Below are 14,216 nucleotides of genomic sequence, written 5' to 3'. Positions count from 1 at the left end.
ACGAAAAGTTGCACTGAACAGTAGAAACCACCGACGCTGATCCCCAGCATCAGCGCCAGCGCCATCGGGTAGCCCAGGAGCCAGTGCAGTTCCGGCATGTGCGTGAAGTTCATCCCGTAGACGGCCCCCACCAGGCTCGGGGCGAACAGGATCGCCGCCCACGCGGAGATCTTCTTGGTGTTCTCCCCCTGCTCGTAGCTGGCCTCGGTCAGGCGCCGCATCTCCTCGTTCTGCCGCTGCGAGACCAGGGTGGCGTTCACCTGCAGGATGTCCTGGAGCATCTGCCGGAAGCCGTCCACGCGCTCGGCGACCGTGGTGGCGTGGTCGGCCACGTCGCGCAGGTGCCGCCGCAGCTCCTCGTCGGTGCCGTAGCGGTCGAACCCCTCGGCCAGCCGCCGGAGCATGGACAGCAGCGGACGCGTCGCGCGCTGGAACTCGATGACCTCGCGGGAGAGCTTGTAGATGCGCCGGGAGGCCTCGGGGTCCCCGTTGAAGACCTGCGTCTCGATCTCGTCGATGTCGTTCTGCAGCCCCGACACCACCGGCGCGTACCCGTCCACGACGGTGTCCATGATCGCGTACAGCACGGCTTCGGGCCCCAGGGCGAGCAGGTCCGGGTCGCCTTCCAGGCGCCGCCGCACCGCCGCCAGGTCGGGGGCCTCGGCGTGGCGGACCGTCAGCACGAAGCGCGGGCCGGTGAACACGTGCAGCTCGCCGAAGCGGACCTCCTCCTCTTCGTCGAGGTAGCGCGCCGCCTTGAGCACCACGAACAGCGTCTGGCCGTAGCGCTCCAGCTTAGGGCGCTGGTGGGCGACGATGGCGTCCTCGACGGCCAGCTCGTGCAGCCCGAACTCCTCGGCCACCACGACGAGCTGCGAGGCCGCGGGGCGGTACAGCCCCACCCAGGCCATCGCGCCCGGCTCGGCGTAGCTCCGCCGGTGCAGCTCGGCCAGGTCGGAGATGTCCTCGGGCCCCTCGCTCCGCTTGCCGTCGACGTAGATGGCGGCGTCGATGACGCTCTGCCGCAGCGGCGGGTCCTCCCGCCCGTCCTCGGCCCGGGGGTCCATGGAGTACTCGGGCGCCTCGGTCGGCACGTCGCGGCGCTCCTGGCGCCGGGTGCCGCGGAGTCCCGGAAGCCAGCCCAACGGTCGGCGCTGCGGCACGGTGACCACCCCCGGCCCATCACACTAACCGGAGGGCCGATGCGGGCCCCCGCGCCGCGCCGAAGAACCGACAAAGGGGGCGGAAGGGGACGTGGTGCTGCCGCTCACGCCCGCGGAATACGATTGCCCCGCCGGGTCGCGCGGTGGTGGCATGGAGCCATGGCCCCACCATCACCCGCGGTCGCGGTCCGCCATGCGCACTCCGGCGACGCCGAGCGGATCGAACACATCAGAGTCGCCGGCTGGAAGGCCGCCTATCGCGGACTCATACCCGACGAGGTCGTGGACGGGCTGGAACCCGACGTCGGGCGGCGCGCGGCCCAGCTGGACGGCCCCACGGGCACCGACCTGGTCGCCGACGTGGACGGCCGCGTCCGGGGGTGGCTCAGTTACGGCCCGGCCCGCGACGGCGACGCGCCGCCCGGGGCGAACGAGGTCTACGCGTGCTACGTCGCCCCGGAGGCATGGCGCGCGGGCATGGGCCGCGCCCTCATGTCCGCGGCCCTCACCCACCTGGACGGCGCCCCGGTGCTGCTGTGGGTACTGAAGGGGAACCGGCGCGCCATCGACTTCTACAGCGCCTTCGCGTTCCGCCCGGACGGCGCGGAGCGCGCGCTGGAGCGGCGGGGCACCGCGAGAACGGCCGCGGGGCAGGGCATCCTCGAAGTGCGCTGCCGCCGCGAAGCGGAAGGACGGGTCCGATGAGCGATGTGCCATCCGAGGTCGGGCTGTTCGACGCCGGGCCGGTCGAGGTCGCCCCCGGAGCGGTGCACGTCCCGGGCTGGCTGCGCCCGGACGCCCAGGGCGAACTGGTGGAACTGTGCCGCCGCTGGTCGCGCGGCCCCGGCGGCATGCTGCGCCACCGCATGCCGCGCGGCGGCCAGATGAGCGTCCGCATGACCTCGCTCGGGTGGTTCTGGCGGCCCTACGCCTACAGCAGGAGCCTGCCCGGCGGCGATGCGGTGCGGCCGTTCCCGCGCATCCTCGGGGAGCTGGCGCACGACGGCGTCGCCGCCGCCTACGGGTCTCCCCCGCCCGAGGAGGCGCCCGCCTACGACGTGGCCCTGGTGAACTTCTACGACGACGACGCCAAGATGGGCATGCACCAGGACCGCGAGGAGAGGGCCGATGCCCCGGTGGTGTCGCTGAGCCTGGGCGATGCGTGCGTCTTCCGCTTCGGCAACACCGAGAACCGCAACCGCCCCTACACCGACGTCGTGCTCCGCAGCGGCGACCTGTTCGTCTTCGGCGGGCCGTCGCGGATGGCCTACCACGGCGTCCCCCGCACCATGCCCGGAACCGGCCCCGGCGAACTGGGCCTGGACGGGCGGCTGAACATCACCATCCGCGCCTCGGGCCTCGCCTGAGCGCCGCTGTTCGTCGCCCCCGGGGAGGTCGGCCTTGTCCGGGCCGCCATGAGGCCGACCTCCCCGGGATCAGCATGCTCACTCCTCGGCGGCCGCCAGGCCGTACCGGGTCTGGCGTATCAGCAGGTCGACGACGTCGCTCAGGCGCCCGCGGCGGGCGTAGGCCGCGCGCTGGCGGCGCGCCCCCGACCCCGCCGCGACCACCCGTCCGAGGAGCGCCGCCGCGGACGCCGCCTCCCCTGCGGCGGCCAGTGCGGGCTCGGCGTGGGCGAACATCCGCTCCACCAGGGCGCGCGCGGGCGCCGACTCCCCGGCCACCGGGTCGAACGCCTCCCCTTCGAGGCCGTCCCGGGCCGCGCGCCACAGGGCCAGGCGCAGGGGGCGGTCCGCGGGCCCGGGCTCCGGCGCCGGAACCCCCGCGAGCCCGCGCACCAGGACGGCCGCGAGCAGCGCCTCCTCCGCGGTGGCCGCCACGTCGCCCACCCGCACCTCGACGGTGGGCAGGTCCGGGGCGGGGCGCACGTCCCAATAGACCATGCGCCGGTCCAGGGCGGCGCCGGAGGCGGTCAGCTCCTGGACCGCCCGCCCGTACTGCGCCGCGGAGTCCATCGGGGGCGGCGGTCCGGCCGACGGCAGCCAGCCCCAGGACACGCGGCGCCAGCTCGCGTGGCCGGTGTCGCGCCCGCGCTGGAACGGCGAGTTGGCGGTCAGCGCGAGCAGGGCGGGCAGCCAGGGCCGCAGCCGCCTGACCGCCTCCAGTGCGGCGGCGGTGCCGGGCGCGCCCACGTGCACGTGGCACCCGCACACCGCGTGGGAATCGCGCAGCGCGCCGAACTCGTCGGCGATGGCGCGGTAGCGCCGCCCCCGGGTGAGCGGCGCGGCGGCGACGTCGCCGAGGACGGCCGTGCCGGTCGCGGCCACGGCCAGTCCCCGGTCGGCGGCGGCGTCGGCCAGCTCGGCCCGGGACCTGGCCAGGCCGCGTTCCATCTCCCCGGCGGTGCGGCACACCGGGCCCGAGGCCTCGACCTGGAAGCGGGTCATCTCCGCCCCCAGGCGCGCGCCGGAGTCCGGGCGGTCCGCGAACCTGACGCGGACGGCGTCGAGGACGTCGCCCGCGCGCGGGGAGGCCAGGCGGGAGTCGGGGTCGACGACGAAGAACTCCTCTTCCTGCCCGAAGGTCGGGACCGGCGGGGGCACGGGCGGGTGGGGGCCGGAGAGGGCGGGGGCGCCGCCCGGGGGCGGGGGCTGCGGGGTCCGGTCGGTGTGGCTCATTCGGCGCCTCGTTTCGACAGGCCCGGGGGCGGGAAACGGCACACGGGTCGCAGGGGATGCGCGGTCGGGATCCGCGCCGGTGCGGTGGCGGAGGAGGGCGGGCGCACGGCACAGAGCGCCCGGATCGGCGGGGTTCGGTCCGGAGTGATACCCGCGCCGCCCATCCGCGGACCTCTCCGGAGGGGCCCGAATCGCTGTCGCCGCGAACGGGCGCGGCCGGGGGCGTGGCCGGGTCCGCTGGAGCAGGGGAACCTCCGTTCGGCGGGTTCAGCCCCGCGGTGCGCCGCCCCGCGGTGCGCCGCCCTGCGGCGAGCCGACGCCGGTGCCGTCGGACCAGCGGTTTCGACGGCGCTCGCGTCGGTATCACCGCCGAGGGCTGCACCGGCCCGCTTCGCCGGGCCGCCCGCCTGGGCCCGAAGGGGCCGCCCGGACGCTAGGCGGAACGGCGGGCCCGCCACGTCGCCCGCGACCGGACCGAAAGGGCCGTCCCGACCGGGCGGGCCCACGGCTCACTTGCGCACGAGGTCCCGGATGTTGACGAACAGCAGGATCGCCACCACGATCCCGGTCGGCACCAGCACGGCGATGCGCCAGTTCAGGATGAACGCCACGATGATGCCCCCGATCACGGCCGCCACCAGGACCAGGATGGCCACCCCGGTCAGGAACGACCACAGCTTGCGCCGGGCGAAGGCGTCGATGGTGGCGAAGGCCAGCACGATGCCGAGCATCGCCGGCATCACGTTGCTCCCCCTGAGGAAGTACAGGCTGGCCCCCAGGGCGATGATCAGCAGCGGCGTGCTGAGCGTGGCCCAGACGTTCAGGAACCGCGACGGGCGCTGCCCGCCGGAGGAGAAGGGCATGTGCGGGGCGCGCAGGTGCTCGGTGGGCCCCACAGTCAACGGGCGGTCCGAGGCCAGGGCGTCCTGGTGCTCCTCCACCTCGTCCCTCATCAGCACCCGCTCGCGGTAGAGCTCGGCCAGCTCGCGCTCCTGCTCGGCGATCTGCTCGCCGTACTCCGAGGCCCGCTCGCGCGAGTGCGCGTCGCGTTTGAGGACCACGCGCGCGGAGCTCAGGCGGCGCAGCCGGTCGCGCCGCTCTGCGATCTCCTCGTCGGCCCGGGAGATCCTCTCCTCCAGGTCGGCGATGTGCTCCCGGAGGCTGGTGCGCGCCGCCTCGTCGGTGGCGGGCACCTTCTGCAGGCCCACCCACTCCAGCGGGTCGGACCAGGAGCGGCGCACGTTCCCGTCGCGCTCGTACCGGGGGCCGCTGGGCGCGCGCTCGCCGTCGAAGAAGTCCTTGGTGTCGCGCCCCCACAGGCCGCGGAAGCCGCGCACCCACGGGGTGTCGTCGTCGATGAGCACCGGCCGCCACTCGCGGTCGCCGCCCGGGCCCACGGCGACGCCGTCGCCGCGCGCGTAGTCGACGAACGGGACCCCGATTCCGTGCCGCATGCCGCTGCTGCCCGGGAACAGCCGCTCGGTGATGCGGCGCCACAGGCGCACCACGCCCCGCAGCACGGCCGGGTCGACCTGGATGAGGTAGTCGCCGGGGAGCAGCTGGTGCGAGTGCGACCCGGCGCCCGGGTAGACCACCGGGTGGTCGTTGATGCGGTGCAGGGACGGGTCGTCCCAGGAGCGGCGCAGGTCGTCGCCCCGGTACTCGTGGGAGGAGGCCCCCACCCACAGCGGACGCGTGCTCCCGTCGGGCTCCTCGACCACGTAGACCATGACCTTCTCCCAGTCGGCCTCGTGGTCGTTGACGCCCCCGTAGATGGAGCGCCAGTCGTTCATGGCGTAGAAGAACCAGTACTGCAGCGCGATGTAGCCGCCCTCGCGGACGACGCGGCCGTAGTACACGGCGCCGCCGTCGTCGACCCGGTCGCGGTAGCGGGTGGCGGCCGCGGCGGCCACTCCGCCGGGAACGGCTCCGCGGATCAGCAGGGAGACCTTGACCAGGACGTCGAGCAGGCGCCCGAGCACGCCGACGGCGGCGAGGCGCCCGTGCTTGGGGATGACCGGGCGCGTGGTGCGGCGGAACCGGCGCGCCTCGGCGCGCAGCGAGGCCTCCTGGACGAACCTCAGGTGGGCCCAGCGCCCGGGGAACTCCCGGTCCGCACCGGCCAGGCGGTCGAGGTCGAGCTCACCGGCGGGGACGGCCTCGCGCTCCTTGCCGCCCTCCTCCACCCAGAGGCTGCAGGCCTCGACGTAGGGGCGCACGTCCGTGGGAAAGAACAGCTCGCCTCTGGTGTACCGGAGCACGGGCTCGTAGCGGCGCAGCAGTTCCAGGTCTGATTCTTTGCTCATGGTCGGATCCGACATTAGTGGATCGTGAGACCTCCGTATTCCTCCCCGTCACCGCCGGAGTCCGCCCGGGGCGGGCGTTTCCGCCCGCACCCGGGGAGGCGTAGCGTTGGGTGCCATGGAGCAGGACACGATCGCGGAGCTGGCGGAGTCGGTGCACGACGAGTCGCCGATGGTCGCGCTGATGGCCACCGTCAAGCTGCGCGATGAGGTCGAGCGCCTGCTGACGCTGCACGTCCGGCGTGCGCGCGCGCAGGGGGCCACGTGGTCGGAGATCGCGATGATCCTGGGCATCAGCAAGCAGGCCGTGCACAAGAAGTACGGCGGGAAGCGGCGCGAGCCCTGAGCCGCGGGCCCTGAGCCGCGCCCGCCGGGCATCGACCACCGAGCATCGACCGCCGAGCCGCGCGCCCCGGGGCCCGGGCCCGGCGCACCCGCCACTCAGACGTGCTCGGGTGCGCGGCCCCCGCGCGGTCCGGCCCCACGGTCCCCGTCCCGGGCGGAGCCGCCCCGGTCGCCCGCGGCGCCGCCGTCTCCGGCGGACGCGGGGGCCCCGGCCGACACCGGCTGCGGGGTGCGGTCGCCCCGCGCGGCACCGGCGCCCGCGGCCACCACCAGCATCATCCCGGCGACCTGCCCCCAGCCCGGCACCTGGTGGATCAGCACCATGCCCATGACCAGGCTGACGGCGGGCTCCAGTGCGGCGAAGACGCTGAAGGCGGCCCGGCTCATCCGCTGCAGCGCCACCATCTCCAGCAGGAACGGCACGATGGGGAACAGCAGGGCGATGCCCAGTACCGCCAGCAGCGCCCCCGGGGCGGGGTCGGCCAGCGCGGCGGGCGCGCCGAAGGGGGCGGTGACGACCGCACCGACCGCCATGGACAGGGCCAGGGCGTGCACGGGCCGGAAGCTCCCGCCGACCTTCTGGGTCAGGACGATGTACAGCGCGACCGTGACCGCCCCGGCCAGGCCGAAGGCGATGCCGACCGGGTCGGTGCCGCCGGACCAGGGGCGGGTCAGCAGGGCCACCCCGGCGACCGCCGCGGCGATCCACACCAGCTCGGCGCGGCGGCGCATCGCCACCACGGCCACCACCAGGGGGCCGAGGAACTCCAGGGCGGTGGCGGTGCCGAGGGGGATGCGGGCCGTGGCTTCGGAGTAGAAGGCCATCATCCCCGCGCTCACTGTGCCCAGGATCACCACCGATCCCAGCTCACGGCGGCCCGCGCGGCGCACGGCGGTCCACAGCGAGGGCCCCGACAGCACCACCAGCACCGCGGCGGCGAACGTGAGCCGCAGCCACGTGACGCCCAGCGCGCCCATCCGGTCGAACAGGTGCACCGCCAGCGCACTTCCGGTGTGCAGGGCGAACATGCCGAACAGCACCAGCAGGGGCGCGGGGGTCCGCGCGCCCGCGGCGCGCACTCGGGTGAGGAGGGAGATGATCACCCGACCATTGGACCCACGCACTTTGTTTCTGTCCACGGAGCAGAGGCGAATGGACCGTGTACTTTTAGGACATGGATCTGACACGGCTGCGCCTGCTCGTGGAGCTGCAGCGGCTGGGCACCATGGCCGCCGTCGGCGAGGTCGCCGGGATGGGCACCTCCGCGGTCTCCAAGCACTTCGCGGTGCTGGAGAAGGAGGTGGGGGTGGCGCTGCTGGCCCCGGACGGGCGCCGGGTGCGCCTGACCCCGGCCGGGCACCGGCTGGCCGAGTACGCGGTGGACATCCTGGCCCGGGTGGAGGCGGCCGAGGCCGAGCTGGCCGGGACGGGCGAGCCCGCCGGGCGCGTGGACCTGGCCACCTTCATCAGCGTCACCACGCCCATCGTGCTGCCCGCGCTGGGCCGCCTGGAGGCCGCACACCCGGGCGTGGACGTGCGCATCATCGAGCACGAGCCGGACGAGGCGCTGGCCCTGCTCCAGGACGGCGGCGCGGACCTGGCCCTGGTCTACGAGTACAGCCTGGTCCCCCGGCGCTTCCCCGAGTCGATGACGCTGCACCTGGTCGGCACCGAGCCGCTGCTGCTGTCCCAGCCGTCCTCCGACCCCGCGGCGGACAGCAGACCGCTCACCCGGCGGCGGCTGCGGGGGCTGTCGGAGGCGCACTGGATCGCCAACTCGCGCGGCAGCGACGAGGACGAGCTGGTCGGGCGGCTGTGCGCGTCGGCGGGGTTCGCGCCGCGCATCCGCCACCGGGTGGACAACCTGGAGGTGGTGGAGCGGTTCGTGGCCGCGGGCCAGGCGGTCGGGGTGATGCCCAAGCTCGCGGCGGCGACCCGGCGCGGCGTGGTGCACTCGCCGCTGGGCGACCTGGGCGGGAACCGCAGGGTGTACCTGGTGGGGCGCACCGGCGCGTGGGCGTGGGCGCCGATCCGCCTGGTGGCGCGGCGCCTGCACGAGGCGGCGGGTGACGTCCTCGACGGGGTGGGGCCGCTGCCCGCAGAACTGGCCGCGCCCGCGCGCGAGCGGCCCGGGGCGGGCGGGGCCGGGGCCCACTAGGGCGCAGAGGCGCCCGGAGCGCCCCCTGGTCCGACGGAGCCGCCGCCCGGGGGACCGTCCCGAACCGCAGGGCGCCGCCGCCCTTCAGGACTGTGTGGCGGCCGCCTGCTCGGGGCCGACCGACATCATCGGGCCCACCGCGGGGACCGGGACCTTGCTCGCGGCCTCGCGGATCGCGCCGAGCAGCGGCTCGGGCGACGCCCCCGCCCGGGTCAGGGCGATGATGTGGCGCCGGGCCGTATTGCGGACGGTGCGCACGACCACGTTGGGCGAGGCCAGGCCGGTCCACCCCATCCGGGGCATCAGCGCCACGCCCAGCCCGGCCTGCACCAGCGCCATCACCGCGCTGAACTCGTCCACGGTGTGCACGATGCGCGGCTGGAACCCGGCCTGGTTGCAGGCGGCGGTGACGCAGTCGTACCAGGCGGTCCCCGGCGCCGACATGATCCAGTCGACGTCGGCCAGGTCGGAGGCCAGCTCCAGGTCGGGGCGCGAGGCCAGCGGGTGGTGGTAGGGCAGGACCGCGTCGAAGGGCTCCACCATGATCGGGTCCATGCGGAACTCCGAGGAGCCGCTGTGCGGCAGGTGCACCGAGGACATGGTGACCGCCAGGTCCAGGGCGCCGGTGCTGAGCAGCTCGGTGCTCTCCTCGGGCTCGGCCTGGACGATCTCGAAGCGCCACCCCGGGTGGGTGCGGCCCAGCGCGGCCACGGCCGGGGCCAGCAGGTCGGAGACGCCGGTGGAGAAGGATCCGGCGCGGGCCACGCCCACCCCGCCCTCGGTGTAGGCGGCCAGGTCGGCCTCGGCGCTCTCCATCTCGGCGAAGATGACGTCGGCGTGCTCCAGCAGCACGCGCCCGGCGCCGGTGAGCAGGAAGCGGCGCCCGCGCCGCTCGACCAGCGCGGCGCCCGTCTCCTTGGACAGGGCCGCAAGCTGCTGCGAGACGGCGGAGGGGGTGACGTTGAGGGCCTCTGCGGTGCCCGCCACGGTGCGGTGTTTGGACAGCGCCTGCAGCAGCTGCAATCGCCGGACGTCGATCATGATCTTTAATCTAGGCGAGACCGGAACGCGTTCCAGCCATCGACGGCTCCCGGCGGGGTGATCCGTTCCACGCCCCGGAGGCGCCCGTGCCGCCGGATCGGCGGTCCGCGCCGGGGCCGCGACGCGTTTCCGGTATCGGCGGTGGCGGCCCGGCCGCTCGCGCGCCGGGCGGGGAGGCACTGCTCGGCGGGCTTTCGGGCGCACCCGGGCCCCGGCGCGGGGCGCAGGGCACGGACCGCGAGGAACCCGGTGCGGCCCGTCACCGCGGCCCCTGTGCGACGGTGTCACCGGCGGCGCCTCCTCGCGCCGCCGGTGACGAGAAACTCATCCCTTCCGCGCGCTCCGGTTGGCGGCGTCGACGCGTTCGAGGTCGGCGACGATGCGCGCCGTCACCGGGGTCTCCACCCCCCACTCCCGGGCGGCCCGCAGGAAGGCGCCTCCGAGGGCGTCGACCTCCATCGGCCGCCCCGCCTCGCGGTCGCGCAGCATCGACGGCTTGGTGTGCGCGGGGATGGTGTCGACCGCGCGCTCGATGTGGCCGGAGTCCAGCGCGACTCCGACGCGGGCGGCGGCCTTCTCCACCTCCCCGGCGACGCTGAGCAGGTCGGCGCGGCGGCCGCCCGTCCGCACGCCGCCGATGGAGGACTCGGCGTGCGTGCACACCAGGGCGGTCGGCAAGAGGAAGTGCATCTTCCTCCACAGGACCTCGTCCTCGGTGCCTTGGGCGCTCACCGTCAGCCCGGTGGCCTGGATCGCGTCGGCGAACGCCGCGGCGCGGGGGCCGGGATCGGGGTCGGAGGCGATCGCGAAGGCGGCGAAGGGGCTGGACTGGACGATGTGGCCGGGGGCGGTGCGGGTCGACTCGACTCTGATGGCCGCGCCGACCGCGGTCGCGTCGGGGAAGCGTCTGCGGAGGACCTCCATGTGCTCGAAGCCGTTGAGCAGCGGGACGATGAGGGCGCCGCGCACGTGCTCGGCGGGGATCCGGTCCAGGGCGTCGTCGAGGGCGGTGGCCTTGCAGCCGACGACGAGGACGTCGGCGGGCTCCTGGAGGCGCGCCACGGCGGGGGTGTGCACGGTGAAGTCGCCGAAGGCCGCGGAGTCCACGCGCAACCCGCGCTCGCGGATGCGGTCGGCGGTGGGCTCGGTGGCGACCACCGTCACGTCGTGCCCGTCCCGGTGGAGCAGTCCGGCCAGCAGGCCGCCCACGCCGCCGGGGGACAGGACCGCTATGCGGCCCGGCCCTTCGGCGCCGCCGTGCCCGTCGGGGCTCCGGCCCCCGGGGCCGTTCCCCTCAGGGGTGTCCGCGCGCTCCGGGTCGTCGTCGGCCGTCCGGTGCTGGTTCGCCNCGGGGCGCCCGCCGTACCGCGGCGCGTGACCGTCGTCGGCGCGTCGTCGGCACGTCAGGGGCCGCGTCGCGGAGGCGCCGCCCGGCCCGGCCTTCAGTTGTCCGAACCCCTCATATCTTCCAAAACGGGTGCCGGAGGCGCGCTACAGGCGTCCGCCTCGCCGCCTCTTCGCGCTCTTCGTGCAGTACCCGCGGTCCCGCCCCGGACGCCCTCAGCCCGTGCGCGCCTCCTCCCGTTCCAGGTCGGCGACGATGCGCTCGGTCACCGGCGCCTCCAGGCCCGCGGCCCGGGCGGCGCGGACGAGCGCCCCGCCCAGGGCGTCGGTCTCCATCGGGCGGCCGGTCTCCCGGTCGAACAGGAGCGAGGGGCGGGTGTGCGCGGGGCGCTCGGCGATGGTGCGCCGCACCGCGTCCGCGTCGACGGACACCCCGCGGGCGGCGGCGACGCGCACGACCTCCTCCAGTACCGCATCCATGTCGGCGCGGCGCTCCTCGCGCGCGCGGCCGATCGGCATCAGCGCGTGGGCGCACACCAGGGCGGTCGGCAGGAGGAAGGCGTACTTGTCCCACAGGACGCGGTCGCCGTCCTCAACGACGTCCACCTCGACACCGGCCCCGCGCAGCACCTCGGCGAGCGCGTGCGCCTCCTCCCCCGCGATCTCCATACGGTTGTAGGGGCTGGTGTGGCGGACGACGCCGGGGGCGTCGCGGGAGGCGCCGACGTGGATCGCGGCGGGGAGGACGCGGGCGCCGGGGTAGCGGCCGCGAAGGATCTCCACGTGCTCGAAGCCGTTGAGCAGGGGGACGATGAGGGCACCGCGCACGTGCTCGGCGGGGACGCGCGCGAGGGCGTCGCTCAGGCCGGTGCCCTTGGTCGTCACGAAGAGGACGTCGGTGGGCCCGGTCAGCTCGTGGGCCGCGTCGGGCTCGGCGGTGAAGTCACCGTAGACGGGTGAGCCGACCGACAGCCCGGAGTCGGCGATGCGCGCGGCGGTCCCCTCGGTGGCCAGCACGCGGGTGCGCTCGCCCGCCCGCGCCAGCAGGGCGGCGAGCAGCCCGCCGACACCCCCCGGCCCCAAAATCGTAAAATCCTTCAATTCTTCTGACTTCGACACGTCACACCGTCCTTTTCTTCGTGTCGGCCACTTGCCTCACCGGGCATGCACGTAGTGTCAGGAACACAGCTCAACCCCGTAGGGGATGCGGACCATCACGGGGAGAGCGCGCGCCGATGCGGGTGGAACGGGTGGGAAGAAGATGCAAACTTCGTTGGCTGCCAAAACGACGACGCCGACCGAAGGCCACATGCGGTTCCGCTACCTGGGGACCGACGACGTCGAGGAGCTCGCGGACCTGTGGAGCGTGGTGCACGAGCAGCACACCTCCGTCGCCCCCGCCCTGCAGGACGTGATCGCGTCGCTCGGGGCGGAGGAGGCCTGGCGCCGCCGCCGCGCCCAGTACCGGAACTGGCTGACCGAGCCGTCGTCGCTGGCGGTGCTCGCCGAGCGCGGCGGGGTGCCGGTCGGGTACGCGATGGTGACCGTGCGGGAGAACCCGCAGGGGAGCTGGGACCGCGGCGAGCGCGTCGCGGTGGTGCAGACCCTGGCGATCCACCCCGAGGCCGAGGGCACGGGCGTCGGGTCGGGCCTGCTCGACGAGATCCGGCTCCAGGTGGCCGCGCAGGGCGTGCGGGACATCGAACTGTCCGCGCTCGCAGGCAGCTCCGAGGACATCCGCTTCTTCGAGCGTGAGGGTTTCCGCCCCTTCGTGACCACGATGGTCTGCCGCATCGGCGGCACGGGGGCACGGGACTGAACTCACGGACCGCAACGTTACGCAGGGGCGCCATCCGCCGGCCGGGCGGGTGGCGCCCTTCGTCGTGCGCGTGGCCGCTCCCTCCCCCTCCCTCTTCACTCCGCCGGGACACGCATGGTACAACTAAGCACTAGTACATAAATGTATTTGCACCATGCAAAGGTGGTCCCCATGGACGACGCCCCCGCCTACTCGCCGACGCCCCGCACCCGGGGCACACGCAACCGCGACCGGGTGCGGTACGACGCGACGACCGTGCACGCGATCCTCGACGAAGGGCGCCTGTGCCACCTGGGGTTCGTCGCGGACGGGGCACCGGTGGTGCTGCCGACCCTGTACGCCCGGGTCGGCAGCGTGCTGTACCTGCACGGCTCCACGGGCGCCGCGGCCATGCGCATGGCGTCGGAGGGCGGGCTGGAGGTGTGCGTGACGGTGACGCTCACCGACGGGCTGGTGCTGGCGCGCTCGGGCATGCACCACTCGGTCAACTACCGCTCGGTGGTCGCGCGGGGCACCGCCTACCGCGTGCGCGACGAGGCCGAGCAGCGGTCGGCGCTGGACGCGATCGTCGACGCCGTGGTGCCGGGGCGCTCGGCCGACTGCAGGCCCGCCGACGCCAGGGAGCTGGCGCAGACAGCGGTGCTGCGCCTGGAGCTGCGGGAGGTGTCGGCGAAGGTCCGCACGGGCGGGGTCGCCGACGAGCCCGAGGACATGGACCTGCCGCACTGGGCGGGCGTGGTGCCGGTGACCGAGACGACCGGCGCCCCGGAGCCGGACACCGCGATGGCACCGGGGACGCCGTTGCCGGAGTACCTGCGCACCTTCACCGAATCCACGAACTGAACGGAGCCGGGCCGAGGCGGCCGTTCCGGCTCCGGGCCGACCCGCACCGCGCATCGCGTCACCGCGCGCACTCACCGCCTCCGCCCGGCGAGCCGTTAGGCTCGTCGGGTGGCCGACGACGCGAACACCTGCAACTTCCCCGGATGCGACCGGCCGGTGCCGCGCAGCAGCTCACCCGGGCGCCCGGCCCAGTACTGCGACCTGCCCGAGCACACGCGGTGGCGCGCCTGGAAGGAACGCCAGCGCATGCGGCAGGAGGAGGAGCGCGCGCTGGAGGCCGCCGAGGACGGGCAGGGGTCCGACTCCTCGGCGGGAGCGCAGCCGACCGCTCTGGGCCCCGGTCCCCTCCCCCCGCAGGCCACACCCGTGAGCGACGCCCGCCTTCGCGCGGACGACCTGCTGCGCCGGTTCGCCGTCCAGGCCGAACAGCTGTCGTCGACCCTGGACTCGGCCACTGACGCCTTCCGCACGATGACCGACCCCGCGACCGCGGAGGCCCAGGTCGAGGCGGCACGGCTGCACGCCGACCGGCGCGTCGCCGAAGCCGATGCCGCCCGCCT

Annotated in this window: 13 protein-coding genes and 1 pseudogene; 7 read left to right on the top strand and 7 right to left on the bottom strand. The window is 74.7% G+C overall.

Translation table 11 applies throughout. The features are described 5' to 3' along the window. Positions 1-1,163 (bottom strand): magnesium and cobalt transport protein CorA (locus tag D476_RS0113030; RefSeq protein ID WP_040726248.1); only part of this gene is annotated, 1,163 nt, incomplete at its 3' end. Positions 1,164-1,322: 159 nt separating this feature from the next. On the opposite strand from D476_RS0113030, the gene D476_RS0113025 reads away from it, so the two are divergent. Next, positions 1,323-1,868, top strand: a complete 546-nt coding sequence (locus D476_RS0113025) for a GNAT family N-acetyltransferase (RefSeq protein ID WP_017624377.1) — start codon at positions 1,323-1,325, stop codon at positions 1,866-1,868. After that, positions 1,865-2,530, top strand: a complete 666-nt coding sequence (locus D476_RS0113020) for an alpha-ketoglutarate-dependent dioxygenase AlkB family protein (protein ID WP_017624376.1) — start codon at positions 1,865-1,867, stop codon at positions 2,528-2,530. The genes D476_RS0113025 and D476_RS0113020 overlap by 4 nt, the downstream gene beginning before the upstream one ends. A gap of 78 nt (positions 2,531-2,608) precedes the next feature. Here the strand turns inward: D476_RS0113020 and D476_RS0113015 are convergent, their stop codons facing one another. Continuing rightward, a complete protein-coding gene (locus D476_RS0113015) occupies positions 2,609-3,802 on the bottom strand; it encodes a carboxylate-amine ligase (protein ID WP_017624375.1) in 1,194 nt (397 codons plus the stop codon). A 509-nt stretch (positions 3,803-4,311) separates the two neighbouring features. Next, positions 4,312-6,108, bottom strand: coding sequence for a hypothetical protein (locus tag D476_RS0113010; RefSeq protein WP_026123468.1), 1,797 nt, complete (start codon positions 6,106-6,108; stop codon positions 4,312-4,314). A gap of 115 nt (positions 6,109-6,223) precedes the next feature. Here D476_RS0113010 and D476_RS0113005 point away from each other — a divergent pair, with 115 nt between their 5' ends. Then, complete coding sequence (locus D476_RS0113005; protein WP_017624373.1) at positions 6,224-6,451, top strand: hypothetical protein; 228 nt, start codon at positions 6,224-6,226, stop codon at positions 6,449-6,451. A gap of 95 nt (positions 6,452-6,546) precedes the next feature. On the opposite strand, the gene D476_RS0113000 is transcribed toward D476_RS0113005, so the two are convergent. Beyond that, positions 6,547-7,554 (bottom strand): EamA family transporter, encoded by a 1,008-nt coding sequence (locus D476_RS0113000; protein ID WP_017624372.1) that lies wholly within the window; start codon positions 7,552-7,554, stop codon positions 6,547-6,549. 71 nt (positions 7,555-7,625) lie between these two features. Here D476_RS0113000 and D476_RS0112995 point away from each other — a divergent pair, with 71 nt between their 5' ends. Further along, positions 7,626-8,609 carry a LysR family transcriptional regulator gene (locus D476_RS0112995; protein ID WP_017624371.1) on the top strand — a complete coding sequence of 328 codons (984 nt, stop codon included), beginning with the start codon at positions 7,626-7,628 and terminating at the stop codon, positions 8,607-8,609. Positions 8,610-8,693: 84 nt separating this feature from the next. Here D476_RS0112995 and D476_RS33150 read toward each other — a convergent pair whose 3' ends face one another. The 3 genes from D476_RS33150 to D476_RS0112980 all read right to left on the bottom strand — a co-directional run bounded on the left by D476_RS33150 (position 8,694) and on the right by D476_RS0112980 (position 12,077). Continuing rightward, complete coding sequence (locus D476_RS33150; protein WP_017624370.1) at positions 8,694-9,650, bottom strand: LysR family transcriptional regulator; 957 nt, start codon at positions 9,648-9,650, stop codon at positions 8,694-8,696. A gap of 324 nt (positions 9,651-9,974) precedes the next feature. After that, a complete protein-coding gene (locus tag D476_RS33145) occupies positions 9,975-11,057 on the bottom strand; it encodes a ketopantoate reductase family protein (protein ID WP_083939505.1) in 1,083 nt (360 codons plus the stop codon). Positions 11,058-11,210: 153 nt separating this feature from the next. Next, positions 11,211-12,077 carry a ketopantoate reductase family protein gene (locus D476_RS0112980; protein WP_017624368.1) on the bottom strand — a complete coding sequence of 289 codons (867 nt, stop codon included), beginning with the start codon at positions 12,075-12,077 and terminating at the stop codon, positions 11,211-11,213. A gap of 178 nt (positions 12,078-12,255) precedes the next feature. Between D476_RS0112980 and D476_RS0112975 the strand changes: the two genes are divergently transcribed. From D476_RS0112975 to D476_RS0112965, 3 genes and pseudogenes are all read left to right on the top strand, one after another. Beyond that, positions 12,256-12,813 carry a GNAT family N-acetyltransferase gene (locus D476_RS0112975; protein WP_051061737.1) on the top strand — a complete coding sequence of 186 codons (558 nt, stop codon included), beginning with the start codon at positions 12,256-12,258 and terminating at the stop codon, positions 12,811-12,813. A gap of 171 nt (positions 12,814-12,984) precedes the next feature. Then, positions 12,985-13,656: a pyridoxamine 5'-phosphate oxidase family protein gene (locus tag D476_RS0112970; RefSeq protein ID WP_017624366.1), complete on the top strand. Its 672-nt coding sequence runs from the start codon at positions 12,985-12,987 to the stop codon at positions 13,654-13,656. A gap of 108 nt (positions 13,657-13,764) precedes the next feature. Continuing rightward, positions 13,765-14,216: pseudogene (locus D476_RS0112965) on the top strand (hypothetical protein); the annotation flags it as partial.

The sequence above is a fragment of the Nocardiopsis chromatogenes YIM 90109 genome, assembly GCF_000341185.1.
In the GTDB taxonomy this organism is placed as follows: Bacteria; Actinomycetota; Actinomycetes; order Streptosporangiales; family Streptosporangiaceae; genus Nocardiopsis_A; species Nocardiopsis_A chromatogenes.
This window is presented reverse-complemented; position numbering and strand designations above follow the sequence as displayed.